Here is a 25019-nt window from a genome sequence, read left to right as displayed (position 1 = left end):
GATAGTTTTCCAGCGGCCCTTGCCGGGCCGGGGAGCGGCATCTACAGTCAAACTGAACTGAACTCAGGTTGCTAGGAGCCCACGATGCGCCTCCGCTCGACGCCCGTCAAAGTCGCCAGCGTCGCCGCCGCACTCGTTCTCGCCGCCGGCGCCTGCGGGAACGCCAACTCCGCGGGCGGGAACGACAGTGAGATCAAGATCGGTGCCTGGTACCCGCTCAGCGGTGCGGTGAGCGCCTCGGGCGTGCCACAGCGGGCGGGTGCCGACGCCTACTTCAAGATGATCAACGACAAGGGCGGGATCAACGGCCGCAAGGTCACCTGGATCGTCAAGGACAACGCGTTCGACCCGCAGCAGACCGTGCAGATCGCCCGCGAGCTGATCGGCCAGGACAAGGTCGTCGCGATCGTGGCGGCGAACGGGACATCGCAGGCCGAGGCCGCGTTCCCGTTCGTCCTGCAGCAGTCCAAGGTGCCGATCCTCAACGAGCTCGGCGGGCTCGACTCCTGGTACAACCCGCCCCGCGCCGGCCTGTTCGGCACCCAGACCCTCTACGAGGACCAGGCGGCCGCACTCGGCGCCTGGGTGACGCAGGACGGCCGGAAGAACGTCGTCGTCGTGCACAGCGACCCCGCCGCGTTCGTGACAGTCGCCAAGGCCGCGCAGAGCGTGGCCACCAGGACCGACCCGTCGGCGAACGTGAGCCTGCTGCCGGTCAAGTTCCAGTCCACCGACTACAGCCCGGTGGTCAGCCAGGTGAAGGCGAAGTCGCCGGACGCGATCGTGCTGATCCTCGCCTCACCCGAAGCCGCGGCGTTCATGAAGGAGGCCAAGCTGCAGGGCCTCGCCGCACCGACCTACAGCTACGCCCCGGTCGCCGCCCAGTCGACGCTCACCCTCGCCGGACCCGCCGCGGAAGGCGCCCGTGCGGTGCAGTTCGTCAAGTCCCCCAACGACACCGACCCCTCCGTGCAGGAGTTCCGGGACGCGATGGCCCGCTACGAACCCGGCCAGCCCGCCGACTTCATCGCGCTCTGGGGCTGGACCGGCGCGAAGGTCTTCAGCCAGATCGCGCAGACCATCCAGGGACCGGTCACCGCCGAGTCGCTGACCAAGGCCTACGAGCAGGCCAAGAACATCGATCCCGGCGTGGGTCCGGTGATGAGCTTCGGCGCGGACAAGCACATCGGCACGCGGGACGTGCGCAAGGTGGTCGTCAAGGACGGCAAGTGGGTGTCCGAAGGAGACTTCTTCACCCCGCCCGCGCGCTGAACGCCTGATACTCGAAGGAGAGTATGACCGTGGCGTTGCAGGAGTACCTGAAGCGGATGGACGGCCAGGACCCGGCCCTGGCGCTGGAACTGATGGAGCCGGACCTGCGGTTCCTGATCGCCCTGCCCTCCGGTGAGGTCAGTGGAACGTCCAAAGCGGACTTCGCCGCGTACATCGCCGGGCGCAACGCCGTGGAACGGGTGCACGAGGTGCTCCGGTACTCGGCCGACGGCGACACCGAGATGGTCTACGGCGTAGTCACCGAGTCCGGCAGGCCTGTCGGCGCCTTCCTGTCGGCGGCGGTCGTGTCCCCCCGTGGGCTGATCGCCCGGTACCAGTCCTTCTTCAGCACGTCGTTCGCGCTGATCGACTGGCCGGAGGGCGGATGAACGCCGGGACCATCAGCACCGACGTCGTCGTCCTCGGCGCCGGGCTCGCCGGGATGTCCGCCGCGGTCACCGCTGCCGAGGCGGGCGCCAGGACCGTTGTCCTCGAACGAGGTCCGACGGTCGGCGGGTCGGCGGCCATCTCGGGCGGGTACGTCTGGGCGATCGAGAACGTGGACCGGCTTCGCGCCGAGGACCCGGGCCGGTTCCAGCGCCACGGTCACCTGGTCGTGGACGGCTACGCGGGCGCGATCGGCTGGCTCACCGGCTATGTGCCCCCGCTGACCGGCGAGGAGCGGGCACTGGCCGGCCGGGGGCACAAGTTCGACATGCCCTTGGTGATCGCCCACCTCATGCGGGCCTTCGGTGCCGCCGGCGGGCAGGTCATCGCGGGCACCGAGACCCGCGAGATCGTCCGGACCGGCGACGGCTACGTGGTGGTCACCGACACCCGGCGGATCGCGACCCGGGCAGTGGTGTTCGCGACCGGTGGGCGGCAGGCGGATCCCAAGGTCCGGGCCGAGCTCGTCGGCGGCGCATTCGTGCCGCCGCTGCGCGGCAACCCGTGGTCGCGGGGCACCGGCGCGGAACTCGCCGCCGCCCTGGGCGCCGCGGTGAACACCGCGAACACCGGCTTCTACGGGCACCTGTTCCCGCTGGGCGTCGAGCCGCTCAGCCCGGTCGACTACATCACGTTCGCGTTGTACCACAGCAGTTCCGGCATCCTGCTCGGCCCGTCCGGGCGGCGGTTCACCGACGAGACCCGGGGCGATCACAACAACACGATGGCGCTCGCCGCGCAGGGCGGCAGGGGACTGCTGCTCTGGTCCGAGGCCGTGCAACGCGATGCGGCTCAGGCGCCGTTCGTACCGGGCAGCCCACGGATCGACCGCTGGGCCTTCGCCAGGGACCGCGGCGGCCGGGTCGGCGTCGCGGAGTCCGTGGCGTCGTTGCCAGAGTCGTGGGGACCGGTCGAGCTGGACGCGCATGCCCGTGCACGGCTGGGTGACGGCCGCGTGTTCATGGCCGACGTCGTTCCGGCGATCACCTTCACCTTCGGTGGCATCGAAGCGGACGGCTCGGGGCAGGCACTCGACACCGCGGGCGAACCGATCCCCGGGCTCTGTCCGGCGGGCGCGGATCTGTCCGATGTGTACCACGAGGGCTACGGCGGTGGCCTGTGCCAGGCCGTGGTGACCGGCCGCCGGGCAGGCCGGCTGGCTGCGGCAAGGAGGAACTGACATGGCCGAAGCACCCTTCCTGACCGCCTGGTTCGAGATCCTCGACGGGGACACCCCGGAGCAGATCCTGGACCTGATCAGCGCCGACTTCTCGTTCTCCATCCTGTTCTCCACCGACACCGGCGCGACGGACTTCGCCGGCGGCCGCCCGGCCATGGAGGGATACCTGGCGCAGCGGGAGAAGGGGACGCTCACCCATCACCTGATCACCGCCAGTTCGACCGGGCGCGAGGAGCTGTACCTCGGCGAGGTGCGCCGGGCCGGCGCACCGGTGGCGAGTTTCGTGGCGGCAGGCAGGATCAACGCGGACGGTCGGCTGGACCGCCTGCTCATCGGGCGCTCACCCGCGGTCCGGTTCGAGTCGTCGGGAGGTGCTTGATGTACAACCTGGTACTGCTGGCCGCCAAGCCGCCGGACTGGACGCACGAGCGGTTCATCGCCTGGTGGCGCGGTGAGCATGCCGAGCTGACCTACCGCCTGCCGGGCTTGCGGGCCTGGCGGCACACCGAGGTCGAGGCGGCGCTGGAACCCCGGTCGGAGGGCTGGGACGGCGTGTCCGTGCTGAGCTTCGACAGCGAGGAGGACCTGCGCAAGGCCCTGGCCAGTCCGGAGTGGGCGGCCGCTGTGGAGCAGGTCGGCGACATGCGGGGCCGCCGGATCGCTGTCATGGGTGGGGAACGGGAGATGTTCGGCGGATGAGGCAGGCGGTACTGGACTTCCAGAAGCGCGCCGAGCAGGCGGACTTCGTCGCGGTCATCGACGATTCCGGCGAGCACACCGCGCGGGACCTGCTGGCTCGGGCCGGCGAGCTGGCCGGGCTGCTGGGCGACGGCCGGACGGTCCTGGCGCAGGCGGACAACACCTGGCGCACGGTTGTCACGGCGCTCGCGGCAGGCCGGACCGGCAGTGTGCTCGCGGTGGTCAACCGGCACACCACCAGAGCCGAGTTCGCCGACGCGATCGAGGACATCCGGCCGGACGTCGTCGTCGCCGAACCGTCCGCAGTGGACGAATGGGCGGTTCCCGGTGACGCCAAGCCGGTGCTCGACGGCTGGTCCGCACTGTCGACTGCGGAGCCTTCGGACCTCTCCCGCTGGGACGGCGGGGTGTTCGTCGGTCTCACCTCCGGCTCCACCGGGCGCGCCAAAGGTGTTGTCCAGTCGGAGGAAGCACTGCACTACGCGTGTTCGTGCACGATCGAGGTCAACGGCCTGCGGCCCGGGGACACGATCGCCGCCATCGTGCCGCTGTCCTCGACCGCGGCGTTCTGTTTCGGCGTCTACTGCTCGTTGCTGCTGGGTGGCCCGCTCGTGCTCAGCGCCAGGTGGGATCCCGCGGCGGTGCTGGCGCGCCTGGCCGAGACGAACGCGCGGTGGACGATGTGCGTGCCCACGATGGCACTGCAGATGGGAGCCGTGCACCCACCGGTGCCCAACGGGATCCGGTCGATCACGGTCGGCGGCGGCCCGATGGACCGGACCGCGCTCGCGCGTGCCGAACAAGCACTTGGTACCAAGATCCTTCGGGTGTTCGGGATGTCGGAATGCCTCGGCCACACCTCGCCCGGACCGCACGAGTCCGAGGAGATCCGGCTCGGCCGGGACGGGCGGCCGTTCCCGGGAACCGACCTGCGGGCCGTGTCACCCACGGGCGCCGTGCTCGGGCCGGGGGAGACCGGACGTGCCCAGGTCCGGGGACCATCGCTGTTCCGCGGCTACGCCCGGGACGGCCGGGTGCAGCCGCCGGAGCTCACCGCGGACGGCTACTTCCCGACCGGTGACCTGCTCCGGGTCGACGACGACGGCATGGTCACGATCATGGGCCGGGAGAAGGACGTGATCATCCGGGGCGGCCGGAACATCGACATCATCGAGATCGAACGAGCCGTGGCCGGCTATGAGCGGGTGAACCAGGCGTGTGTGGTGCCGATCCCCGACGACGTGCTCGGTGAGCGGGTCGCGTTGCTCGCCGTCCCCCGCGACGACGGCCGCCTGTCGCTCGAGGAGATCACCGGTCATCTGGCGGACCTGGGGCTGGCCAAGACGAAATGGCCGGAGTTCGTGTACACAGTGGACAGCCTGCCGCAGACCGCCGTCGGCAAGCTGGACCGCAGGGGTGCCCGTGAGCTCGCCGGCCGGCTGCACACCGGGGGACCCGATGAGTCTTGACCGAGGCGAATGGGCCACCGGCGGGCCGCGGACCGTCGCACCGGGCGTCCATCGCGTTCCGCTGCCGCTGCCCAACGACGGACTGCGCGCGGTGAACGTCTACGTCCTGGAACGGGACGATGGCCTCGTGCTCGTGGACGCCGGCTGGGCGATCCCGGAATCCCTTGTGGCGCTTGACAACGCCCTGACCGATCTCGGCCGGTCGGTGGCGGACATCACCGACGTCCTGGTCACGCACATCCACCGCGATCACTACACCCAGGCCGTCGAGCTGCGCCGGCGCGTCGGTGCGACGGTGCACCTGGGGGCAGGAGAGCGGCCCGGTCTGAAGATGCTCGACACGCTGCGCACCGACATCCCGGTGAGTTCGCTGGAGGTGCTGCGCCGTGGCGGCGCGGGCGACCTGGCCGAGCGGATCGAGAACTCCGAGACTTACGGCGAGTTCGACCCGTCCGGCTGGGAACCGCCGGACCGGTGGCTGCACGCGGGCCCGACTCCGTTCGGCCTGGAGGTGATTCCCACCCCCGGGCACACCAAGGGACATGTGGTGTTCCTCGACCGGCCGCGGGGGCTGCTGTTCTCCGGTGACCACGTGCTGCCCCACATCACGCCCTCCATCGGGTTCGAACTGGGCGAGCCGGGACTTCCGCTTGGCGACTACCTGGACTCGCTGCGGCTGGTGACGACGTTTCCCGACACCCACCTGCTGCCCGCACACGGCCCGGTCACCGCCAGCGCCCACCAGCGGGTCACCGAGCTGCTGGCCCATCACGACACCCGGCTGGCCGAGGCCGAAGCCGCACTCGGCGGTGGCTGGCTCGACGGCCGCGCGGTCGCCCAGCGCCTGGCCTGGACCAGACGGACCGTCCGGTTCTCGGACCTGAACGACTTCAACCAGATGCTCGCCGTCAACGAGACCATGGCGCACCTCGACGTTCTGGTGGCCCGCGGCCGGGCCGTGGCTTGCGAATCGAACGGCGTGGTCCGGTACTCGCCGGCTTGGTTCTCAGGCAGATGATCGAGCAGGCCGGGCTGAGGATGGCCTGGTGGACTTCGGCTCGTCGTTCGGTGCGGAGACCGAGTCACCGCAAGCCTTTCGGCCACGCGCAGTGGAGTGTTCTGGAACCACTGCTGCCTGTCGGCCGTGAGCCTGGCCGCCCTCCGAAGTGGACCAAGCGCCAGCTCGTCGACGGGATATCCCGCTAATGAAACACGCCCTAGTCGACCCGGATCTCCTCACGCACGTCGTGATCGTGGAACATCCGGCGCCACAGGCGAAGCCGACACGCCAGCTCATTGCGAACTGACCATTCAGGCCGCGGTGAACCCGCCGTCGACGGGGTAGAACCCGCCGTTGCAGAAGGAAGCGGCGTCGGAGCAGAGCCAGGCCACCAGTTCGGCGACCTCTCGTGGTTGGCCGAGCCGTCCACTGGGGTTTCCCGCTGCCAGCGCCCGCTTACCGGCGTCATCCTGGTGTGCCTCGACCAAGGGCGTCAGGATGACACCGGGGCCGACGGCGTTGACCCGGACGCCTTTGGCGGCGGAGTCGAGCGCGGCGGCCCGGGTCAGCCCGAGCACACCGTGTTTGGAGGCCACATAGGCCGGCAGCGAGCGCTGCCCGGCGACGGCGAAGATCGAAGCCATGTTCACCACCGACCCGTTGCCCTGAGCCACCATGTGTTTCAGCTCGGCACGCATGCAGTAGAAGACGCCGTCGAGGTTCACTGACAACACCCGCCGCCAATCGTCCACATCGTACTGTTCGACAGGCTGGTGGCCGCCGCCGATCCCGGCGTTGTTCACCGCGATGTGCAGATCCCCGAACTCACCGATCACCCGGTCCACCATGGCTTGGCACTGCTGGGGATCCGTGACGTCAACGGCCAGTGCCAGCGCGGATCCGCCCGCCTGCTCGATCTCGCGGGCCACCACGCCGGCCGCGTTGCGGTCCCGGTCCGCGACCGCCACCACGGCGCCGCGAGCAGCCAGCGTCCGGGCGCATTCGGCGCCGATGCCGGAACCGCCGCCGGTCACGACCGCCACACTGCCTCGCATGATCACTCTCCCTGCCCGGTCCCGGGGAACCGCCACCGTCCAGCCCGCGATGTCGAACCGAACTTGATTCTGGCTTCTTGAACTGCCACCGTCTAGTCCGAACTGACTTCAGTTCGGGCCCGCAGACCGGAATGCGGGCGCTGGCAGGGGTCCGGCGCCCACACCGTGAGGGGTGGGCGCCGGACCGGTTCGGATGGGGTGTCAGCGTTGCAGGGTCAGCAGACCCGGCCGGTAGGGCAGAAGCCCGTAGTCACCGCCGGAGCTGGGATTGCGTCCCTGGTAGAGCAACTGCAGGTTGCAGGGATCGATGGTCTTGGTCTGGTCGGGGTTGCTGCGGATCAGGTCGCCGTGGCTGATGTCGTTGGTCCAGGTGGCGCCGCTGTTCGCCTTGCCGGCGAAGGGGTTGCTCTCGCTGGCGGCCTGCGGAGTCCACGAACCGCTGAGGCTGCTGGAGGTGAACGACCGGAAGTAGCGCCCGTTGGCACCGATCGCCTCGACGATCATGAGGTACTGGTTCTGGCCCTGGACCTTGTACACCTCGACCGCTTCGAACAGGTTGTTCGTGCTGTCGCTCATGATCTGGGTGTACGAGGAGCCGAAGCTGCCCGGGAAGTTGCCGATCGGCATGCTGGCACGGTAGATCTTGCCGTTGTCACCGGCGAAGAACAGGTACATGTTCGTGCCGTCACCGATGAGCGTCTGGTCGATGGGTCCCGTGCCGGAGCCGGAGATGCTGCCGGTGAACAGCGTCTGCGGCGCCGACCAGCCGTTCGGGTTGGTAGGGTCGCTCGACGTCCGGTAGCTGAACGCGGGGCCGCCCCACTGGTAGGCGAGCACCCAGATGTTCTTCGGGGCGAAGTAGAGCAGCGTGGGTGCGACGGTGCCGGAGCTCATCCCGTTCTGGCCGGCCGAGGCCATGTCGGACCAGTTGGTGAAGGTGCTGAAGTTCATCGAGCCCCAGCTTGTCCGCGTGTCGTGGGTCGTCGCGTAGACCAGGTGCTTGCCGTTGTAGACGACGTGGGTGAAGTCCTTGAGCGAGACCCAGCCCGACTTCGGCGTGGCCAGCGGGCCCGTCGACGACCAACGGTAGGTCGACGGAAGCGAGCACGTGCCGGGCGGCGGGGTGTCGCCCACCCGGACGAGCTGCCACTGCTGGCTGGACCTGTTCTGGTCACCGTTCTGCACGACTGCCGCTCCGTCCGCGGTCGACCCGCCGGTCACCTCGATGGCTTTGCCGCTGTTGCGGTTGACCAGCCTGACGTAGCCGCTGTCGGCGTCGGCGAGGCTGAACTGCTGGTTGGTTCCGTTGAGGTCGGTCCACTGCTGGACTTTCGCGCCGTCGGCGGTCGACCGCCGGTCGACATCGAGGACCTTGCCGGAGTTCTTGGACTTCAACCGGTAGTAGCCGTCACCGGAGTCCACGAACTGCCATTGCTGGTTGGCTCCGTCGTGGCGAGCCCATTGCTGCACCACCGCTCCGTCGGCGGTGGAATTGCCGGAGACATCCAATGCCTTGCCACTGTTGCGGTTGACCAGCACATACCACGCACTCGTGTCGACGGTCGCCGCCGACGCCACGCCGACATTGAGCGCCATCGCCACGGCAGCCGCGAGCAGGGTGATGAGCACACGCGCCCCACCGCGATCCGGACGATGAGGTGCCGCCCGGGTCGGCAGGGCCTGGCCCATGGACCTCATGGTGATTCTCCTTCGGTGTCAGCCCCGCGCGGCCCGATATGCGTGACAGGGAGGCCCGATCCCCGCGTTCCCGGGTTGTTTTCCCAGCGGGAGCGCGGGATCTGCTCAGCAGGGCGCGTTGCTTTGGCCGGGCATGCTCATCCGAACTGGGAAGCGGTGCCCGGCACCGGTTGTGTTAGCGCTAACACTCAAGCCCCCGCACCATGTTCGGTCGAATAGGGACATTGGCGGGAACGGTGAGCGTCGCCGCTTCGTGAGGTTGCCAGATCGGGTCCGAACCTTCAAGAGACGACCGTGAATCAGCCTTATTTTCAGAAACTAAGGATGAAACCCGCCGGAGCGGTTTCGCCGGCCGTTCGCCGGACAATACTTTTCGAGCCGGTCAGCAGGCATTGCCGACCGATGAGATCGGACAGCTATGCACGTTGGACCGATGACCGCCGTTCGCGTGATGCCCGTAGGTACCCCATGACCAGTGACTCCAGGTCGGGTTCGATGGCCGCCCAGCCTTCGGGTGCCGGGGTGGCCTCCCGCAGCAGCAGGGTGGACTGGCGTTCGGTGCGGGTGGCGTTGATCAGCGTTCCGCCGACGGCGGACTCGCCCGCGGCCGGGCCGATGAGGATCCTGTGCTGTGCGAGGACGTCCTCGATGTCGCCGGTGAGCTGAACCCGGCCCTCGTCGATCAGCAGGATGTGGTCGCACACCTCGCGCAGGTCGCTGAGCAGGTGCGAGGACATCACCACGGTGGTCCCGCGGTCGGCGACCTCGGTCATGATGATCCGCAGCGTCTCGTCGCGGGCCACCGGATCCAGGTCGGACAGCGGTTCGTCGAGCAGCAGCAGCCGGGGGAGACGGCCCAGCGCCATCGCGATGGCCACCTGGCTCAGCGCGCCCGCGGACAGGGTGGCGACCTTCGCGTCGTAGTCCACGCCGGCCAGCAGCCCGAGGACCTCGCGGACCCGGCCGGCGGACCAGCGGTCGTTCATGGCCGCGCAGGCGCGCGCCAGTTCGCGGACCGTGAGCTCGCGGTAGAGCGCACGGTTCTGCGGCAGGAACGAGACGTCCGGGTGGATACGGCCGTTGACGGGAGTGCCGAAGGTCCTCAGCTCGCCGGTGGTCGGGCGCACCAGGCCCGCGGCCATGCGCAGCAGGGTGCTCTTGCCCGCGCCGTTCGGGCCGACCAGGGCGACGACCTTGCCCTCGGGGATGGCGAGGCTGCAGTCGCGGACCGCCCAGCGGGTGCGGTATCGCTTGCCCACAGCGGTGGCGGTCAAGGGGTTCATCGGCGTTCCTCGGCGGGGTAGTGCTCATCGCGGACCGCGGCGTACAGGGCGTCGACGTCCTCGACGAGCAGGCCGCGCTGCCGGGCCCGGCCCATCCAGCCGGTCAGCTCCTGGCGCAGCGGTGCGTCGTCGCCGGTCGTGGCCGCGGAGGACAGCGACTTGGTCACGAAGGTGCCCAGGCCGCGGCGGGCCTCCACCAGCCCGTCCCGTTCCAGCTCGCGGTAGGCCTTGAGCACGGTGTTGGGGTTGATGGCGGTCGCCTCCACCACCTCCCGCGCGGTGGGCAGCCGGTCACCGGGGTTGAGCAGCCCCAGTCGCATGGCCTGCTTGGCCTGCTGGACGATCTGCATGTACGTGGAGGTCCCGGAGCGCCGGTCGATCCGGAACTCGATCACATCGGTCAGCATAGGTGCTCCCGCAGCTCAGGGCCGCCGCCACGCTCAGTTCTGCCGCCGCAGCACCCAGGCGGTACCCGCCAGCAGCAGAACCGCGAGCCCGCCGAAGATCGCCGCGTCGGCCAGGTGCACCTGCCAGGCCTGGCTCTCCGGGATGAAAGACGCGTACCGCTTGGCGAGGCCGTGCTGCGGCAGGCACGCCAGGAACCCCTCCTGCGTGTTCGGCGTCCCACCCGGAGCCGACTTGCAGGCCTGGACCAGGGCGCTGGCCTTGTCGTCGGCGACCGGTCGTCCGGCGGCGTCCAGCCAGCCCTCGTCGAGCACCAGGCTGCCGTTCTCGTGCACCCGAACCTGCCGGTCGGCCGTGACCTCCAGGCGCTCGGCGCCGATCAGCCGGTTCACCAGGCCGGACAGGGCGAAGCGCGCGACGATGAACGCGCCGAGCCCCGCGGTCATCGCCACCAGGGTGCGGCGGGACACCACGCCGAGGAAAGTGCCGAGCGCGAAGGCGAACAGCGCGTAGCCGACGGGCGAGGCGTGCTCGATGCCGAAGTTCAGGGCACTGAACGAACCGTTCTTCCGCGGACCCAGCGTGCCGGCCGCGGACAGCCACCACGAGACCAGCGACTGCAGCACGATCAACACGATCAACGCGGGAACGAGCGCGATCACCAGCTTGCTCACCATCCACCGGGTCCGGCTCACCGACTGGGTGAAGGCCAGAACGTGGGTGCCCTGTTCCAGTTCCCGGGCGAACAGCGGAGCCCCGATGAACACGCCGATCAGGGCCGGTATGCCGATGATCAGGGCCTGCCCCAGGCTGAGCGTGGTCGACCACTGCTCCTGGAAGGCTTTCGCCGCCTCGGGTGCCGGGCACTGCTGGAGGTCCTGCGTCACGCATTGGGCGAGCTGCGACGAGGCGATGGTGCCGATCATGTTCGACCGCAGCAGGATGATGGCGCCCGCGCCGACGACCAGCAGTCCGAGCAGGGTGATCAGCTGCGCGCGTTGCCGCCGCCAGGAAACCCAGATCATGCCGCTTCCTCCTGCACTGCCTGGCGCATGCGGTTGAGGGCCAGCTCGCCGAGCGGGACGCCGCCCGCGCCGAGCCGGCCGACGTCCCCGGCCAGCAGGACTCGTCCTCTGTGGAGCAGGATCAGGTGATCGCACACGCCTTCCAACTCTGCCAACACGTGCGAGGACAGCACCACGGTGATGCCCTGTGTCCTCGCCTCGGTGATCAGCGTGCGCAGCACTGTCTCACGGGCCAGCGGGTCCAGATCGGCCAGTGGCTCGTCGAGCAGCAGCAGACCCGGACGCTTGCCCAGGGCCAGTGCCAGGGCGACGCGGGTGCGCTGGCCGCCGGACAAGGTGCCGACCTTCGCGGTCATCGGCACCGCCGCCTGGTGGACCAGGTACTCGGCGTAGCGCTGGTCCCAGGTCGGGTTGGTCCGCGCCCCGAACCGCAGCGTCTCGGTCACGGTGAACTGCTGGTACAACGGTTTCTGCTGGGCCAGATAGGACACCGCGGGGTGCAGCCCCTTGCCGGTCGGACGGTCACCGAAGACGGTGAGCCCGCCGGTCGTCGGCCGCAGCAACCCGGTGATCAGCCCCATCAGCGTGCTCTTGCCCGCGCCGTTCGGGCCGACGAGGGCCACGATCCGGTTCGGCGGGATGACCAGGGACGTCTGCTGCAGTGCCCACCCCCTGCGGTAGTGCTTGCCCACACCCTCGGCGCTGACCGGAAGCGCCTGGTCAGGCTGCCTGCGCGGAGTCATGGCCATCTCCTTTCCGTCGTCGGCGGCGCCAAGGTAGCACCTTTCACTAGTTAATTAGTGGAATGGTGATCTCTGCCTCGCGCAGGCAACCCCAAGGCAACGGGGCCACTGGTAACGTCGTGTGGATCCATCCGGTCGGAGGAACCCATGCGCAACACCGAACTCGAGAAGCTCGGCGGACTCGTCGGCGTGTGGACGACGACGATGTCGGACGCCTGGTTCCTCGATCCGCCGGGCCAGGAAGTGCGCGGCCAGACCACTATCGACTGGCTGGGGGAGTCGCTGCTGGTCGTGCGGTCGGCGATGGGCGAGGGCGCGCACCACTCCGAGATGAGCCTCGTCATTGGACGCAGCGATCCGAACGACGCTTACTTCGTGCTGTACCAGGATGATCGCGGTGTGTGCCGGCTGTACGCCATGACCTTTGACGGCGGGCGGTGGATCATGAGCCGGGAGGACCCGGATTTCCACCAGCGGTTCATCGCCGACGTCCAGGGCGACCGGATCGCCGGCCGTTGGGAGGCGTCCGAGGACCAGGGCCAGACCTGGCGCAAGGACTTCGACCTCACCTTCGACCGGGCATGAGCTGGCGCGCCTTTCTGATGGTGTACCAGCGGACGTTAACGTTTGACCTATGAACAGCAAAGCGCAGTCGTGGCCGCCGGTGCCCACTGAGCCGGTGGTCGCCCACCCGAAGGCGCCCTTGCCGGGGACCGAGCTGCCGATGCACTACGCCGAGTGCTTCGGCTGCGGTGCGGACCTCGAAGGCGGGCTGCACATGCGGTCCACTGTGGGCGAAGGGCACACCGTGCGGGCGCGGTTCACCGTGACCGAGGCCCATCAGGGTGCACCCGGGCTTGCCCACGGTGGTCTGCTGGCGTGTGCCTTCGACGAGGCGCTCGGCTCCCTGGTGGGAAACCTGCTGCGCCGGCCCGCGGTGACCGGGCGGCTGGAGACCGACTTCCGGCGTCCGGTGCCGGTCGGGTCGACGCTGTTCATCACGGCCCGGCTGGACGGTCTGGCCGGGCGCAAGATCTACGTCAGCGCGGACGGGCACCTCGACGCCGAGGACGGCCCGGTCGCCCTCCAGGCCAGGGCGCTGTTCGTGATGGTCGGCTTCGAACACTTCACCACCCACGGGCACCCGCAGGCCATGGCGAAACTGGTCGAGGCGAGGCGCGAGAAACCGGAAAGGGACTGGGACATCAACCCATAGCCACTCGGCCGGAAACCACTGGGGGATGCCGATGAACAAGTGGGAGAGCGAACGACGCCAGCTGCTGACAGCCAATGCTGGCGACCTGGCCGCGGTGGCGTTGGCGAACATCGTGCGCGAGTACCCGCACTGCGAGTTTCACTGGCACATCGAGGGAAAACCCATCCTCACCCCACGGGAACTGCACCCGTGTTTCTACGGCAGCGTCGACTGGCATTCCTGTGTCGAGATGTTCTGGGTGCTCGTGCGCCTGCTGCGCCGCCACAGCGAACTCGTGCCGGCTGCGGAGATCCGCCGCAGGCTCAACGAGCACCTGACCATCCAGGCACTCACCGCCGAGGCCGCCGCCTTCGCCCCGGACGAACAACGCACCACCCAACGCCCCTACGGCTGGTCGGCGCTGCTGGAACTCACCGTCGAGACCGCAACCTGGGACGACCCGGACGCCGCACGCTGGTCACAAGCCCTGCACGAGCTCAGCGCGATCTTTGTGACTCGCTACCTCGACTGGCTGCCCAAGGCCGCTTATCCCATCCGCCACGGGGTGCACACCAACAGCGCGTTCGGGCTTTCCCGCGCCCTGCCCTACGCCCGCTACCTCGCCCACCATGGCGAACCTCAGCTGCGACAGGCCATCACCGAGACCGCCTGGCGGTGGTTCGTCGCTGACTGCGACTACCCGGGCTCCTGGGAACCCTCCGGGGCGGACTTCCTGTCCCCGGCACTGGCGGAAGCCGAGCTCATGGCCCGGCTGCTGCCCGCGGCCGAGTTCGCCGGATGGTTGCACCGGTTCCTGCCCGGCATCGCCGAGCGGGAACCGGTCGCACTGTTCACCCCGGTGACCGTGATCGACCCCTCGGACGGGCTGATCGCTCACCTGCACGGGCTCAACCTCCACCGTGCCTGGTGCTGGCACCGCATCGCCCACGCCCTGCCCACCGGCGACGACCGGATCCCCGCGGTGCTGGCCACCGCGAGCAGCCACACCCACGCTTCACTGCCACAGATCACCGGCAGCCACTACATGGTCGAACACTTCCTGGCCTACTACGCCCTCCTACTGCTCGGTTGAGCGGCATCCAGCGTCGCGACCCATGTGCTTGAACACTTGTCCCGCGAACCGCACGTCAGCCAACCGGGTCGTTCGCTATCTCCAACTGGACCGGACACCTGTCGCTGAGGTTGTTTCCGGGCGGGCAGTTTCCCCGGCTCGTCCGTCTATTTTGGACAGCAGGGGGAGCCGCTGCTGCGATGCTGTCGTCACCGCGCTCGATGGGGCTGTCGTTCTGCAATTTCCGCGATTGGCTGGTTCAGGGGCCGTTTGGCGGAAGCCACATTCTGCGGCATGTCCTGGGTCACCACGGCGTGGCCGACCGCGAGTTCTCCACGGAAGGTGCTTCGATGCGTGTGCGGAAAATGGTTGTGGCGACTGGGTTACTCGCGCTCGCGGCGGTCGGGTGTGGTTCGGCGAAGTCGAGCGGTGCGCAGACCGGCGAGGCGGCAGCGGCGCCGGGCAAGCAGGGCCGCACGGGTGCAGTCGATCAAAGAATGCGTTGAGTGCCAAGGACAGTCCGGCTTGACCGCCACGGTGCCGTACGAATTCGAGTACGACGGCAACAAGACCACCACCACGCTCGAGGTCACGGCCGTCTCGGTGGAGAAGGCCGTGATCGCCGACTGAAGGGCTTCACCCTGAACGCCGAAGAGAAAGCCACCGACCCGTACTACGGGACGATGAAGTACGGTCCGGACTGTCCACATCAGACCCGAGTTCGGGTCGTGCGGATGTTCGCGCATACGGCGGATGGTGTAGGCCGAGCCCGGGATACCGCGTTGGTTGGAGACGAACCTCAAGTCCCAGTGGGACGACGAGGCCATGAACCGTTCGTATCGTGATGTCTTCGAACCGCCAGAAGGGGGACATCATGAAGGTAGGGAGCGGATTGGCCGCCGTCGCCACCGCCGGGACACTCGGCGCCGGCATGCTGCTGGCCGGCCCGGCCACCGAAGCACACGCGGCCGACACTCTTGCCTGTGTTCGCGTCTCGAACAACGCCGCCGGAGCGTGCATCTACGACAACGGTTTCGGGCACTACGAGATCAGGCTGTGGGACAACAAGTGCGACCACCACGGCGTCTACACCCAGTACAACTTCACGATCCTGGGCAACCACAAGTTCGGCCCCGAAACGAAGTGCGGACACAACTACAGCCAGAAGTACTACGACGGCAACAGTTATCCCTTTGGCAGCATCAAGGTCTGCATCGAGGACTGGGGACCGAACACCTGCTCCCACTGGGTCGATTGGGAACGCTACTGACACCGGCCGGAGCGGAGTTGTACCTCCGCTCCGCTGCGGCACAACCAAAACCGCCGGTGTGCGTTCAACTTCCGTACTCGCGCGAGGTTGGCGGTGACCTCCACGCCGACCTGCCGCGCTAGTCGGTGCCGGCGTCGCGGTCGTCCCGCTGGGGTACGGGGACGGGAATGCGGGTCTCCGGGCCGGCGCCGGCGGGGTCGGCGCCGGACGGTTCGGGTTCGATGGTGAGCTCGACGTCGAAGCCGCTGCGCACCTCGAACTTCTTGGCCGTCTCGCGGGTCAGGCCGGCTTCGGTGAGGGCGTCGTTGTGCCGCTTGACCATTTCCTCGGAGGGTGCCTCGCCTTCCCATTTGGCCAGCAGGTCGGACAGCATGCCGCGGGTGCCGCCGGTGACGTGGGCGCGGGTGATGCGGCCGCTGCCGGCCTCGCCCAGGGCACGTTCGTTGTAGGTGACCGAGTCGATGTTGCGCGCGGCCGCGTCCACGGCGGGGTTGGTGCTGCCGACCGGTTCACCCGGTGCGGCTTTCTCCAGCTGGATGACCGAACGGATGTGTTCGACCTCGACGATGCGCATCTTGCGCAGGGTGGCGGCGGGGACCTCGAGCAGCCGCATGATCCGCAAGGTCAGGTAGTCGCTCAACGGCATGGGTTTGCCGCCCACCTCGACGGTCCGTGCCTCCTTCGGGATCTGCCCGAGGTCGATCTCCAGGGCCTGGAACTCGCCGGTCTGCGGGTTGTAGCCGCGCTCGGCGTGCCCGAAGCTGCCGTCGGAGGCGGTGACCTCGACCCGCATCGCGGGGGTGCCGTCGGGCAGGGTCTTCGGCACGTTCTTGATCGTGAGCTCGCCGACCTCGGGGGCGTTGGGGTCGATCATGTCCTTGCGGCCGCCGCCCTGCTTCTTGGCGGCGGCCTCTTTGAGCTTGTTGGCGTCCTCGGTGGCCTTGGACTGCGACTCCTTGGCCTCGTCGGCCTGTTTCTTCAACGCCTCCGGATCGGCGTTCGCCGGGTCCTCTGTGGACCCCTTGAGCCCCTTGATGACCCGGCCGAGTCCCCGCAGCAGAGCGGCCAGCGCGGCGATGACCCCGAGGGCGGTGATGTCCTCGCCGATCTCCTTGCTCTCGTCCTCGTGCTCCTGCGCGGTGGTCGCCGCACCCGCCTCGCCGCTGTCGAGCAGGAACTTGACGATCGTGAGCACGATGGCGACCACGCCGCACCAGGTCGCGGCGGTGAGCAGGGCCGCGGCCACGCCCTCGATCGCGATCCCCGCGGGCAGCGTGATGACACCCGCCGACACCGCGACGCCCACCAACGCGACCACGCCCGCCGCCACCAGCAGCCACATGCCCAGCGTGCCGAAGATGTCGCGCAGCAGGGCCACGACGCGGTCTGCCGACGGCTGCTTGATGGCCTGCTCGGCGTCGTTGATGTGCTTGGCGATGGTGTCGATGGGATGGATGATCGGCTGCAACAGGCCCATGATCAGGCCGCCGAGCGAGAAGTTCCTGACCGCCGAGTTCCAGCCCTCCTTGAGGCCCTCGCCGAGGTTGTCCCAGAAACCGCGGTTGAACACGACCAGGTCCTTGTTGAGCTCCGGGTCGTTGAGCGGCTTGAGCAGGGCGGTGAGGCGCTGCTTGGCCGCGTCGTCGTCGATGTGGTCGAACAGGCGCTGTTTGAGACCGAGCGCCTTGACATCGGCCATCATCGCGGCCAGGTCGCCGCCGCTTGCCTCCAGGATGTCGATCATCCGCCCTTCCTCGGCGGCGTTCGAGCTCCACATGTCGAGCATGATCTGCAGCAGACCGGTTCGCTGTTGTTTGGTGGCACTGCGCAGGTCTGTCACGGGGATGCGCTGGACGTCCTCGGACTTGCGGGAGGTCAGGGCGGCCGCGACCGGGCCGGTGCCGCCGTCCGCCGTCGCGCCGAGCAACCCTTGCAGTTCGGTGTGCAGGGCCTCGTCGTCGACGCTGTCGAGCAGTTTCTGGCGGTAGCCCAGCCCATCGAGATGGGCGAGCACGGCGGCGTGCTCACCCTTCAGCCTGACCAGCTTCATGGTGCACTGCTCGTCGGCCTTGTCCGTCCACAGCTGATCGGTGAGGATCTTCGCCAGGCCCGCGCGTTGCGCCGGGTTGGTCGTGGCCAGTTCGGGGTCGCCGAGCTTGCGCACCTCCTTGCCCGAGCCGCTGCCGAGCGCGTGCTTGACCTTGTCCTCGGGCGTGGAGTCCTCGGGCTCCCGCTGGATCCGCACGACGGGCGGCGGCACCGGGGTGTCCGGCTCCGGTGTGTCCGGCGCGGGCCCGTTCGCCCGGGCGAGCATCCGCGTGACCGCGCCGTTGCCGGCACACCGCTGGAGCACAAGAAGATCAGGGACGGGGGCCGCCATCGCAGGCTGGGCCGCCGTCGCCGCTGTCGGCTGCCCGGCTTGCGTCGCTGGTTCGACCGCATGTTCCCGCATGGCAGCCTCGCCCCCTCAGCTCAGACCTGCCTCGGTCCACGCTACGAACCCCTCCAGCGCCAGACCAGCCCCCACGGGCGGCCCTTTCGGGCAGACAATCGGGCAGCTGCCGCCCGGGGCGGTGCCGTGCAGCGCAGGTCACACCGGGGAGAAGTGGGCCGCGTCGCCGGTGATCGTGGTGCTGGCGACACCTTCGATGCTGACGGGGACGTCGCCCGCGATCGTGATGCGGTGCAGGCGGCGATGGGCGTCGTCGTAGTCGGCGACACCGTAGTGCTGGGTTGCCCGGTTGTCCCAGATCGCCACGTCGCCGTCCGTCCACTGCCAGCGGACCGTGTTCTCCAGGCGCGTCACGCGGTTCTGCAGCAGCTCGAAGAGTGTGCTGCTGGCCTTTGACCGTGGGGTGGGCGAGCGTCGGCTCGCCGAGCAGCCACGCGAACGCGAGCTGGCCGGCGTCGTCGAGGTGGTGCTGGTCGCAGAAGAACACCACCTTGTGCGCCAGCAGCGCGGACCTGATCCCGGCGACGGCGTCCGCGGGGAGTTCGCCACCGAGGCGGACCCCGTCGATGCGCGCACCGATGCCAGCGCCCAGTTTGTGGACAGTGATGGTTCCGGGAAGCTGTACCTCCCCGAACCCGGGATCGTCGGCGGCCCGCCGACGCGGTCTTTCGCGCCGGGACACCGAACCCGATCCCTGGTGTTCCGGTTGTGACTCAGGCCACTGGCCCCGTCCGGGTAAGAGGACCGGGGATGTCCTCTATGGCCGCGAGGATGACTGTGTGCGGATCATCCACCGGGCGCTGGACGCCGGGATCAACTTCGTGGCGCAGCTTGACGACCTGCTTGCCGGGGCGGGCACGGTGCCGGATGACGATGTCCTCGACCGGATCGGCCAGATCATGCCGCCTGGTACGGACTTCGGCCCGCTGGACGTTTCGTACGTCCCGCCTGCCGTGGAGCGCGCGATCGTGCGTCGGCGCCCGTCCGGCGACCGAGCGGCTGCGTGATCGCCATGTCCACCCGACTCGGCCCGCGGGCCCTCAACCGGGCCACGCTGGCCCGCCAGCTGCTGCTCGAGCGGTCGGACCTGCCGGTCGCGGACGCCGTGGCGCATCTGGGCGGCATGCAGGCGCAGGCACCACAGGAACCCTTCATCGGGCTGTGGTCGCGGCTGCGCGCGTTCAACCCGGCGGAGCTGTCCGGCCTGCTGCTCGACCGTCGCGTAGTGCGCACCCACCTGATGCGGCGGACCGTCCACCTGGTCACCGCGCAGGACGCGCTGGGCTGGCGGGCCCGGCACGACGCGATGCTGCGGCAACGCGTGCTGGGGGTGTACCGGCCTGAGCTCGGCGGGATCAACCTCGATGAGCTCGCGGCGGCCGGCCGGGAGATCATGGCCGACGGCGAGCCGCGCACGATGGCCGAGATCGGCCGCGCGCTCGCCGTCCGCTGGCCGTCCGCCGGCGAACGACCGCTTGGTGAGGCGGTGGTCGCGGCGCTGGTGCCCATGGTGCAGTTGCCGCCGCGGGGCCTGTGGCGGACGACCGCAGGGGTACGGAACGCCTTGCTGTCGTCGTGGCTGGGCCGGGACATCGACCCACTCGCCCAGGACGGCTCCGATCCGGCCGGTCAAGCGCTGGTGCGGCGATACCTCGCCGCGTTCGGGCCGGCCGCGACCGCCGACCTGCGCGCTTGGTGCGGCCTGGCAGGCCTGCCGGGCGCGGTGGCGGCGGTCCGCGAGGAGCTGGTCTCCTTCCGCGACGAACGCGGCCGTGAACTGCTGGACCTGCCCGGCGCGCCACGTCCTGCCCCGGACATCCCGGCCCCGGTTCGATTCCTGCCGGCCTTCGACAACGCGATCCTCGGCTACGACGACCGCGGCCGCATCATCGACAAGGCGCACCGGTTGCTGTCCGTCCAGGGCGAGCGTGCCGTCCTGGTGGACGGGCGGGTCGCCGCGACCTGGACACAGACCGACGACATCGTGGTCGTGCGGCCGCTTCGCCGGTTCACCCGGGCCGAACGCAGTGCGGTCGCGGACGAAGGGCAGGAAGTCGCGCGGTTCCTGTCGGAAGGCGAGCACCATCGCGTACGCGTCGAGATGTCACCGCCGTGAGGGAAAGCGAGGCGTGTCGGTAAGAAGCCGTCGAGTTCTGTTGCGAAGGTGGCTGCTATGACTCAGGCATCCGGCCGGTTGCTGTCCCTGCTCTCGTTGCTGCAGGCGCGGCGTGACTGGCCCGGCCACCTGCTCGCCGAACGGCTCAACGTCACGCCGCGCACGGTGCGCCGTGACATCGACCGGCTGCGTGAGCTCGGCTATCCCGTCCAAGCGGTGAAAGGCCGGGACGGCGGCTATCGGCTGGAGGCAGGCACCGAGGTGCCGCCGCTGCTGTTCGACGACGATCAGGCCGTGGCGGTCGCGGTGGCGTTGCAGATCGCGGCCGGCTCGGGCGCGGACATCACCGACGCCGCCGCGCGTGCGCTGGCCACGATGCGCCAGGTGATGCCCACACGGCTGCGGCACCGCATCGACGCGGTGCAGGTGACGGTGGTCGAGCGGAGCGGCACACGGCCGACGGTGAAGGTCGACAGCGCGGTGCTGCTGGCTCTCAGCGACGCGGTACGAGCCCACGAGGTGCTGCGCTTCGACTACGCGGGCGAGCGGCCGCAAGCCGAAGGCCACCTCATACCGCCGCGACGCGTCGAACCGCACCACCTGATCACCCGGGCCGGGCGCTGGTACCTGGTCGGCTGGGACCTGGACCGCGCTGACTGGCGCGTCTACCGCGCCGATCGGATGACTCCGCGCACGCCCACCGGGCCCCGGTTCAGCCCGCGCGAAGTCCCGGGCGGTGACGTCGCCGCGTTCGTCAACGCCAAGTTCAAAGGCGCCGCGGCCGGGGCGGACGCCTGGCCGTGCCAGGGGGAGGTGGTGATCGACCTGCCCGCCGACGAGGTCGCGCCCTACGCCGGCGACGGCATCGTCGAGCCGCTCGGTGACGACCGCTGCCGGCTCATCGCGGGTTCCTGGTCGTGGGCCGGTCTCGCTGCCTCACTGGGCCGGTTCGACGCCGATGTGCACATCGTCCGCCCGATCGAGCTGCGCAACGCCGCCATGCTGCTCGCCCGCCGCTACCGCGATTCGGTCACCTGACGCCAGTACGGAGATGCTTTCGTGTCCCAAGTGGACTGTCGTCGTAGTGCTCGCGGTTCTACGTCAACGCCGTGGGGGAACGCGGTGAGCATCGTCCGGCGAGACCGCTCCGTTGTGCCGATGGGGCCAATCCGGTTACGTCCGCAGGACTTGCTGAGCGCGCACTGCTTCGGCAACCGCGCGCAGAACGCCGATCGGGTCTTCGCCCATCGCGTGCAGGCCGACGTGGCCGGCCCCGGCCGCCAGTTCGGCGTGGATGCCGTCCGCGATGGTGGCGGCGTCGCCGTGCAGGACGAGCGCGTCGATCAGCCGGTCGCTGAACGGGTCGGTGAGGTCCAGGTCGGTGTAGCCGATCCGCCGGAGGTTGTTGGCGTAGTTGGCGATCCCCAGCATGGGCCGGACCGCGGCCCGGCCGGTCGCGCGAGCCCGGTCGGCGTCGGCGTCCAGCAGGACGCCATGTCCGGGTATCACGAGCTTGTCCGGGCCGAGGATTTCCCTGGCGCGGCGGGTGTGCTCGGGCGTCACTTGGAGGGTGACGGTGCCCGCGGCGCGGTCGGCCGCCAGCCGGAGCATCTTGGGTCCGAGTGCGGCCAGCAGCAGCCGGTCGGCAGGCACGCCGGCGGCAGTCAGGGTGTCCAGGTAGCTGGTGATCTTCGCGACGGGGGAGGTGTATCCGGCGTCGTGTTCCCGGTGGCCGGCGCCGATGCCGATGACCAGGCGGTCGGGGTGCTGGGCCGCGATGCGGTGGTAGGAGTCCGCGACGGTGTCCGCGTTGGCCTGCCACACGTTGATCACGCTGGTGCCGACCACGATCCGGTCGGTGGCGTCGAGCAGCCGCTGCGCCGCCATGAGGTCGGCGGTGGGTGAGGCGGCCAGCCAGACCGCGCCGTAGCCGGCCTGCTCCAGCGCGGCGGCCTGCGCGGCGGTCGCCTCGGCGGCGGTGAGGTAGGCGCCGAGCAGTCCCAGTTCGAATGTCATGGCCTCGACTTCAGCACCGGCCGGGCAGGGTGAACCAGACGCAACCGGCATGCGCTGCGATAAGCTCGGCTTATCGTTGGTGGTCTTACGGGTGGGGTGCGATGGAGCTACGGGCGCTGCGCTATTTCGTCACCGTCGCCGATGAGCTGCATTTCGGCCGGGCGGCCGAGCGGTTGCACATCGCGCAGCCGGCCGTCAGTCAGCAGATCGCCCGGCTGGAACGGGAACTCGGGGTCCGGCTGCTCGACCGGTCCCCGCGGCGGGTGCGGCTGACCGTGGCCGGGCAGCGGGTGCTCGACGCGGCCCGCACGACGCTCGCGGCGGCCGAGCAGGTGCAGGTCGCGGCCGGACAGGTCGTCACGACCGTGCGCATCGGCACCGCGGCCGGCCTGACCGCCCGGCTGGAGCGGGGGATCGACGCTCTGCGTGAGCGCGCGCCCGGGTTCGACGTGGTGCTGGTCGATCTGCCGGTCGAGGCCCGGCTGAATGCTCTGCGGCATGGTGAGCTCGACCTGGCGCTGACTCGTGGCGTGCATTCCGTGCCTGGGCTCACGGTGCTGCCGACGTGGACCGAGCGGCTGTTCGCGGTGGTATCCCAGCACCACCCGGCCGCCGACCGCGACGCCATCAGTCTTGCCGAGCTGGCCGATCACACGTTGCGGCTTCCTGCCCGCCAGCATGACCCGGCGCTGCACGACGCCGTGGCCTTCGCGCTGCGCGAGACCGGGCTGTGTCCTCCGGCAGGTCGCCCGGCCGGCACGCTGCAGGACACCATTGTCGAGGTCGGCTCGGACCCACGGAGCTGGACGGTGCTGCCCGCCGACCAGGCCGCCGAAATCCGCTCCACCCGCGTCCGGTCGATCGCGGTCGAACCGGCGATCACGATCGCGGGCAGCATCGTGGTCACCGCCGACAACGCCAGCAGTGCGGCCGAGTGCGCGGTGACGGCTTTCCGCGACCACGTGGCTGGTTGACCTCCACCGTCCACAGTGCTCTTGGCCGCGGCTGTTGTTGTTGCAGCCGCGGCCAATGCTGGTGTCAGGCGGGGGTGTAGCTGGCGGCGATGTCGAGGACCCAGGTGATGCCGAAGCGGTCTTTGAGCATGCCGTACAGCGGTGCCCAGGCGGAGGCGGCGAGCGGGACGACGATGGTGGCGCCGTTGGACAGCTTGTCCCACAGGGCGGAGATCTCCTCGGCGGAGTCACCGCGCACCGAGACGAAGAACGGGTCGTCGCCGCGGCTGAACGGGCGGCCGGCGGGCACGTCGTAGGCCATGACGTGGAAGCCGTTGGCGGAGCGGACCTGGCCCCAGACCACCTGGTCGGCCTCGTCCGGGTTCTCCAGGTTGCCCATGTCCTTGTAGGTGATGATGGTGAGCTCGCCGCCGGAGACGGACTGGTAGAACTCCAGTGCCTGGCGGGCGTCGCCGCGGAAGTTGAGGTGGGTCGCGGTGGTGACGGACATGAGGTGCTCCTGACGAGGTGGTGATGGTGCGTCCGGCGTTCGCTGTGCCGTTCGTGTGATCACCCTTTCGCGGTCACAGGACACCGGTTGTCCTACAACCGGCCGAGCCACTGCGGCCTGGATCACACTCCGTCCCCGTCGGTGCTCCTCCTGGTTTTCTCAGCAGACGCTTGACACAATCTGCAGTCCGCACTATAAGAAAAATATCGGTCAGGAACCTGGTGAAGACCCCCTGGGAGTGATCGAGGTGGACGGCACGAGCGTGGTGCGCCCCGCGGAAGTCGAACGCGGCGGGCCGCCCGGCTTCGCCGAACTGGTCTGCGCCGACCCGGCGTGGGTGCAGGCGGAGTTCGACGCCATCATCGCCGCCAACTTCGGCGCCGCCGAGCAGCCCGAGATCCCCCAGCGTCGTCCACCACGCCCGCCAAGGGATCGCCGTGATCGCTCCGGCGGTGCCGGCCGGAGGTTCGGTCCGCCGGCTCGCACGGGCGGAGGTGATCTCGCGCGGACTGGCTGCCAGGTGGTCGTCCGGGATCGGTCTCCTCCGGGCGTTGCGCCACTGGGTAAGCACGACAGGAGACAGGGCGAGTGGTCGGCAAGGAGGTGATGGCAGGAGAGCGCGGCGGCGAGCTGCGATGAGTCTGCTGTGGACGGTCAGCCCATTTGCCCGCCGGCAACCCCAGTGCGGACCGCCGGCCCGGCGTCTCGTGACGCGATCCAGCTGACAGGTTCCGCGCAGTGTTCACGCATCGGTCGCCAACCAACCCTCCGGCACGAGTTGCGTTTCCCTTCTGCGAAGTTGAGTCCGATTCGCCCGCCACAGCCGCGCTGCGGCGGGCATCGGACTGTCCGGGGAGGACGGACACACAGATCGGCACTCGAGATCCTGCAGCAATGGGAACAGGAAATCTGGGCGGGCCGTTGTCAAAGGCGTACGGCGGATGGACCGCCGATCCCGATTGGCGAGTGGTGTGGAAGGAGACTGTGACATGTTGATGCGTACCGACCCGTTCCGTGAGCTCGACCGGCTGACCCAGCAGTTCTTCGGCACCAACGGGACCCTGACCCGCCCGGCGGCGATGCCGATGGACGCCTACCGCACCGGTGACGAGTACGTGGTGGCCTTCGACCTGCCCGGCGTGCACCCGGACTCGATCG

28 protein-coding genes and 1 pseudogene are annotated in these 25019 nt (G+C 69.3%); 19 read left to right on the top strand and 10 right to left on the bottom strand.

What is annotated here, in order from left to right:
* Nucleotides 1-84: 84 nt before the first annotated feature.
* Genes AB0J95_RS37990 through AB0J95_RS37960 form a run of 7 tightly spaced genes read left to right on the top strand, consistent with a single transcriptional unit; the run spans nucleotide 85 to nucleotide 6085 of the window.
* Nucleotides 85-1272, top strand: a complete 1188-nt coding sequence (locus AB0J95_RS37990; protein WP_364769372.1) for an ABC transporter substrate-binding protein — start codon at nucleotides 85-87, stop codon at nucleotides 1270-1272.
* 23 nt (nucleotides 1273-1295) lie between these two features.
* On the top strand, nucleotides 1296-1661 hold the full coding sequence (locus AB0J95_RS37985; protein WP_364769370.1) for a nuclear transport factor 2 family protein: 366 nt from the start codon (nucleotides 1296-1298) through the stop codon (nucleotides 1659-1661).
* The gene (locus tag AB0J95_RS37980; RefSeq protein ID WP_364769368.1) at nucleotides 1658-2899 is read left to right on the top strand and encodes an FAD-binding protein; all 1242 of its coding nucleotides are present in this window, start codon (nucleotides 1658-1660) and stop codon (nucleotides 2897-2899) included. Before AB0J95_RS37985 ends, AB0J95_RS37980 begins: the two co-directional genes overlap by 4 nt.
* Before the next feature lies 1 nt (nucleotide 2900).
* Nucleotides 2901-3278, top strand: coding sequence for a nuclear transport factor 2 family protein (locus AB0J95_RS37975; RefSeq protein WP_364769366.1), 378 nt, complete (start codon nucleotides 2901-2903; stop codon nucleotides 3276-3278).
* Nucleotides 3278-3598, top strand: coding sequence for an EthD family reductase (locus AB0J95_RS37970; RefSeq protein ID WP_364769364.1), 321 nt, complete (start codon nucleotides 3278-3280; stop codon nucleotides 3596-3598). Before AB0J95_RS37975 ends, AB0J95_RS37970 begins: the two co-directional genes overlap by 1 nt.
* Nucleotides 3595-5067, top strand: a complete 1473-nt coding sequence (locus AB0J95_RS37965; protein WP_364769362.1) for a class I adenylate-forming enzyme family protein — start codon at nucleotides 3595-3597, stop codon at nucleotides 5065-5067. Before AB0J95_RS37970 ends, AB0J95_RS37965 begins: the two co-directional genes overlap by 4 nt.
* Nucleotides 5057-6085, top strand: coding sequence for an MBL fold metallo-hydrolase (locus AB0J95_RS37960; RefSeq protein ID WP_364769360.1), 1029 nt, complete (start codon nucleotides 5057-5059; stop codon nucleotides 6083-6085). The genes AB0J95_RS37965 and AB0J95_RS37960 overlap by 11 nt, the downstream gene beginning before the upstream one ends.
* A gap of 293 nt (nucleotides 6086-6378) precedes the next feature.
* Here AB0J95_RS37960 and AB0J95_RS37955 read toward each other — a convergent pair whose 3' ends face one another.
* From AB0J95_RS37955 to AB0J95_RS37930, 6 genes are all read right to left on the bottom strand, one after another.
* A complete protein-coding gene (locus AB0J95_RS37955) occupies nucleotides 6379-7122 on the bottom strand; it encodes an SDR family NAD(P)-dependent oxidoreductase (protein ID WP_364769358.1) in 744 nt (247 codons plus the stop codon).
* Between the two features lie 201 nt (nucleotides 7123-7323).
* Complete coding sequence (locus AB0J95_RS37950) at nucleotides 7324-8718, bottom strand: non-reducing end alpha-L-arabinofuranosidase family hydrolase (protein WP_364769739.1); 1395 nt, start codon at nucleotides 8716-8718, stop codon at nucleotides 7324-7326.
* Nucleotides 8719-9236: 518 nt separating this feature from the next.
* Nucleotides 9237-10103, bottom strand: coding sequence for an ABC transporter ATP-binding protein (locus AB0J95_RS37945; protein ID WP_364769356.1), 867 nt, complete (start codon nucleotides 10101-10103; stop codon nucleotides 9237-9239).
* On the bottom strand, nucleotides 10100-10498 hold the full coding sequence (locus AB0J95_RS37940; protein WP_364769737.1) for a GntR family transcriptional regulator: 399 nt from the start codon (nucleotides 10496-10498) through the stop codon (nucleotides 10100-10102). The genes AB0J95_RS37945 and AB0J95_RS37940 overlap by 4 nt, the downstream gene beginning before the upstream one ends.
* A gap of 45 nt (nucleotides 10499-10543) precedes the next feature.
* Nucleotides 10544-11533 (bottom strand): ABC transporter permease, encoded by a 990-nt coding sequence (locus AB0J95_RS37935; protein ID WP_364769354.1) that lies wholly within the window; start codon nucleotides 11531-11533, stop codon nucleotides 10544-10546.
* Complete coding sequence (locus AB0J95_RS37930; protein WP_364769352.1) at nucleotides 11530-12276, bottom strand: ABC transporter ATP-binding protein; 747 nt, start codon at nucleotides 12274-12276, stop codon at nucleotides 11530-11532. The genes AB0J95_RS37935 and AB0J95_RS37930 overlap by 4 nt, the downstream gene beginning before the upstream one ends.
* A 147-nt stretch (nucleotides 12277-12423) precedes the next feature.
* On the opposite strand from AB0J95_RS37930, the gene AB0J95_RS37925 reads away from it, so the two are divergent.
* The 5 genes from AB0J95_RS37925 to AB0J95_RS37905 all read left to right on the top strand — a co-directional run bounded on the left by AB0J95_RS37925 (nucleotide 12424) and on the right by AB0J95_RS37905 (nucleotide 15813).
* A complete protein-coding gene (locus AB0J95_RS37925) occupies nucleotides 12424-12861 on the top strand; it encodes a hypothetical protein (protein WP_364769350.1) in 438 nt (145 codons plus the stop codon).
* 49 nt (nucleotides 12862-12910) lie between these two features.
* On the top strand, nucleotides 12911-13492 hold the full coding sequence (locus AB0J95_RS37920; protein WP_364769348.1) for a PaaI family thioesterase: 582 nt from the start codon (nucleotides 12911-12913) through the stop codon (nucleotides 13490-13492).
* A gap of 31 nt (nucleotides 13493-13523) precedes the next feature.
* On the top strand, nucleotides 13524-14564 hold the full coding sequence (locus AB0J95_RS37915; protein WP_364769346.1) for a DUF2891 domain-containing protein: 1041 nt from the start codon (nucleotides 13524-13526) through the stop codon (nucleotides 14562-14564).
* 179 nt (nucleotides 14565-14743) lie between these two features.
* Nucleotides 14744-15049, top strand: coding sequence for a hypothetical protein (locus AB0J95_RS37910; protein ID WP_364769344.1), 306 nt, complete (start codon nucleotides 14744-14746; stop codon nucleotides 15047-15049).
* 368 nt (nucleotides 15050-15417) lie between these two features.
* Nucleotides 15418-15813, top strand: coding sequence for a hypothetical protein (locus tag AB0J95_RS37905; protein WP_364769342.1), 396 nt, complete (start codon nucleotides 15418-15420; stop codon nucleotides 15811-15813).
* A gap of 118 nt (nucleotides 15814-15931) precedes the next feature.
* On the opposite strand, the gene AB0J95_RS37900 is transcribed toward AB0J95_RS37905, so the two are convergent.
* Both AB0J95_RS37900 and AB0J95_RS37895 read right to left on the bottom strand, forming a co-directional pair.
* On the bottom strand, nucleotides 15932-18265 hold the full coding sequence (locus AB0J95_RS37900; protein ID WP_364769340.1) for a hypothetical protein: 2334 nt from the start codon (nucleotides 18263-18265) through the stop codon (nucleotides 15932-15934).
* Between the two features lie 138 nt (nucleotides 18266-18403).
* Complete coding sequence (locus tag AB0J95_RS37895; RefSeq protein ID WP_364769338.1) at nucleotides 18404-18619, bottom strand: TauD/TfdA family dioxygenase; 216 nt, start codon at nucleotides 18617-18619, stop codon at nucleotides 18404-18406.
* Between the two features lie 25 nt (nucleotides 18620-18644).
* On the opposite strand from AB0J95_RS37895, the gene AB0J95_RS37890 reads away from it, so the two are divergent.
* From AB0J95_RS37890 to AB0J95_RS37875, 4 genes are all read left to right on the top strand, one after another.
* Complete coding sequence (locus AB0J95_RS37890; protein WP_364769337.1) at nucleotides 18645-18977, top strand: hypothetical protein; 333 nt, start codon at nucleotides 18645-18647, stop codon at nucleotides 18975-18977.
* Nucleotides 18978-19044: 67 nt separating this feature from the next.
* Nucleotides 19045-19272: a hypothetical protein gene (locus AB0J95_RS37885; RefSeq protein WP_364769335.1), complete on the top strand. Its 228-nt coding sequence runs from the start codon at nucleotides 19045-19047 to the stop codon at nucleotides 19270-19272.
* Between the two features lie 5 nt (nucleotides 19273-19277).
* Nucleotides 19278-20381, top strand: coding sequence for a winged helix DNA-binding domain-containing protein (locus AB0J95_RS37880; RefSeq protein WP_364769333.1), 1104 nt, complete (start codon nucleotides 19278-19280; stop codon nucleotides 20379-20381).
* 57 nt (nucleotides 20382-20438) lie between these two features.
* Nucleotides 20439-21419: a WYL domain-containing protein gene (locus AB0J95_RS37875; protein ID WP_364769331.1), complete on the top strand. Its 981-nt coding sequence runs from the start codon at nucleotides 20439-20441 to the stop codon at nucleotides 21417-21419.
* A 135-nt stretch (nucleotides 21420-21554) separates the two neighbouring features.
* On the opposite strand, the gene AB0J95_RS37870 is transcribed toward AB0J95_RS37875, so the two are convergent.
* A complete protein-coding gene (locus AB0J95_RS37870) occupies nucleotides 21555-22397 on the bottom strand; it encodes a TIGR03620 family F420-dependent LLM class oxidoreductase (RefSeq protein ID WP_364769329.1) in 843 nt (280 codons plus the stop codon).
* A 101-nt stretch (nucleotides 22398-22498) separates the two neighbouring features.
* Between AB0J95_RS37870 and AB0J95_RS37865 the strand changes: the two genes are divergently transcribed.
* Nucleotides 22499-23371, top strand: a complete 873-nt coding sequence (locus AB0J95_RS37865) for a LysR family transcriptional regulator (RefSeq protein WP_364769327.1) — start codon at nucleotides 22499-22501, stop codon at nucleotides 23369-23371.
* A gap of 64 nt (nucleotides 23372-23435) precedes the next feature.
* Here AB0J95_RS37865 and AB0J95_RS37860 read toward each other — a convergent pair whose 3' ends face one another.
* Nucleotides 23436-23861: a VOC family protein gene (locus AB0J95_RS37860; RefSeq protein WP_364769325.1), complete on the bottom strand. Its 426-nt coding sequence runs from the start codon at nucleotides 23859-23861 to the stop codon at nucleotides 23436-23438.
* Nucleotides 23862-24099: 238 nt separating this feature from the next.
* Here AB0J95_RS37860 and AB0J95_RS37855 point away from each other — a divergent pair, with 238 nt between their 5' ends.
* Nucleotides 24100-24468, top strand: coding sequence for a hypothetical protein (locus AB0J95_RS37855; protein WP_364769323.1), 369 nt, complete (start codon nucleotides 24100-24102; stop codon nucleotides 24466-24468).
* Nucleotides 24469-24850: 382 nt separating this feature from the next.
* Nucleotides 24851-25019, top strand: a pseudogene (locus AB0J95_RS37850) (Hsp20/alpha crystallin family protein); the annotation flags it as partial.

Origin of the sequence: Actinocrispum sp. NPDC049592 (genome assembly GCF_040675465.1) — a bacterium.
Classification (GTDB): Bacteria; Actinomycetota; Actinomycetes; order Mycobacteriales; family Pseudonocardiaceae; genus Kibdelosporangium.
This window is presented reverse-complemented; position numbering and strand designations above follow the sequence as displayed.

Excerpts from the sequence above, each read along its gene's own strand:
- AB0J95_RS37910 (WP_364769344.1), top strand. The coding sequence starts at position 14,744 with ATGCTGTCGTCACCGCGCTCGATGGGGCTGTCGTTCTGCAATTTCCGC.
- AB0J95_RS37965 (WP_364769362.1), top strand. The coding sequence starts at position 3,595 with ATGAGGCAGGCGGTACTGGACTTCCAGAAGCGCGCCGAGCAGGCGGAC.
- AB0J95_RS37990 (WP_364769372.1), top strand. The coding sequence starts at position 85 with ATGCGCCTCCGCTCGACGCCCGTCAAAGTCGCCAGCGTCGCCGCCGCA.
- AB0J95_RS37935 (WP_364769354.1), bottom strand. The coding sequence starts at position 11,533 with ATGATCTGGGTTTCCTGGCGGCGGCAACGCGCGCAGCTGATCACCCTG.
- AB0J95_RS37950 (WP_364769739.1), bottom strand. The coding sequence starts at position 8,718 with ATGGCGCTCAATGTCGGCGTGGCGTCGGCGGCGACCGTCGACACGAGT.
- AB0J95_RS37955 (WP_364769358.1), bottom strand. The coding sequence starts at position 7,122 with ATGCGAGGCAGTGTGGCGGTCGTGACCGGCGGCGGTTCCGGCATCGGC.
- AB0J95_RS37880 (WP_364769333.1), top strand. The coding sequence starts at position 19,278 with ATGTCCACCCGACTCGGCCCGCGGGCCCTCAACCGGGCCACGCTGGCC.
- AB0J95_RS37980 (WP_364769368.1), top strand. The coding sequence starts at position 1,658 with ATGAACGCCGGGACCATCAGCACCGACGTCGTCGTCCTCGGCGCCGGG.
- AB0J95_RS37960 (WP_364769360.1), top strand. The coding sequence starts at position 5,057 with ATGAGTCTTGACCGAGGCGAATGGGCCACCGGCGGGCCGCGGACCGTC.
- AB0J95_RS37945 (WP_364769356.1), bottom strand. The coding sequence starts at position 10,103 with ATGAACCCCTTGACCGCCACCGCTGTGGGCAAGCGATACCGCACCCGC.
- AB0J95_RS37905 (WP_364769342.1), top strand. The coding sequence starts at position 15,418 with ATGAAGGTAGGGAGCGGATTGGCCGCCGTCGCCACCGCCGGGACACTC.
- AB0J95_RS37915 (WP_364769346.1), top strand. The coding sequence starts at position 13,524 with ATGAACAAGTGGGAGAGCGAACGACGCCAGCTGCTGACAGCCAATGCT.
- AB0J95_RS37900 (WP_364769340.1), bottom strand. The coding sequence starts at position 18,265 with ATGCGGGAACATGCGGTCGAACCAGCGACGCAAGCCGGGCAGCCGACA.
- AB0J95_RS37970 (WP_364769364.1), top strand. The coding sequence starts at position 3,278 with ATGTACAACCTGGTACTGCTGGCCGCCAAGCCGCCGGACTGGACGCAC.
- AB0J95_RS37985 (WP_364769370.1), top strand. The coding sequence starts at position 1,296 with ATGACCGTGGCGTTGCAGGAGTACCTGAAGCGGATGGACGGCCAGGAC.
- AB0J95_RS37975 (WP_364769366.1), top strand. The coding sequence starts at position 2,901 with ATGGCCGAAGCACCCTTCCTGACCGCCTGGTTCGAGATCCTCGACGGG.
- AB0J95_RS37920 (WP_364769348.1), top strand. The coding sequence starts at position 12,911 with ATGAACAGCAAAGCGCAGTCGTGGCCGCCGGTGCCCACTGAGCCGGTG.
- AB0J95_RS37925 (WP_364769350.1), top strand. The coding sequence starts at position 12,424 with ATGCGCAACACCGAACTCGAGAAGCTCGGCGGACTCGTCGGCGTGTGG.
- AB0J95_RS37860 (WP_364769325.1), bottom strand. The coding sequence starts at position 23,861 with ATGTCCGTCACCACCGCGACCCACCTCAACTTCCGCGGCGACGCCCGC.
- AB0J95_RS37930 (WP_364769352.1), bottom strand. The coding sequence starts at position 12,276 with ATGACTCCGCGCAGGCAGCCTGACCAGGCGCTTCCGGTCAGCGCCGAG.
- AB0J95_RS37865 (WP_364769327.1), top strand. The coding sequence starts at position 22,499 with ATGGAGCTACGGGCGCTGCGCTATTTCGTCACCGTCGCCGATGAGCTG.
- AB0J95_RS37875 (WP_364769331.1), top strand. The coding sequence starts at position 20,439 with ATGACTCAGGCATCCGGCCGGTTGCTGTCCCTGCTCTCGTTGCTGCAG.
- AB0J95_RS37870 (WP_364769329.1), bottom strand. The coding sequence starts at position 22,397 with ATGACATTCGAACTGGGACTGCTCGGCGCCTACCTCACCGCCGCCGAG.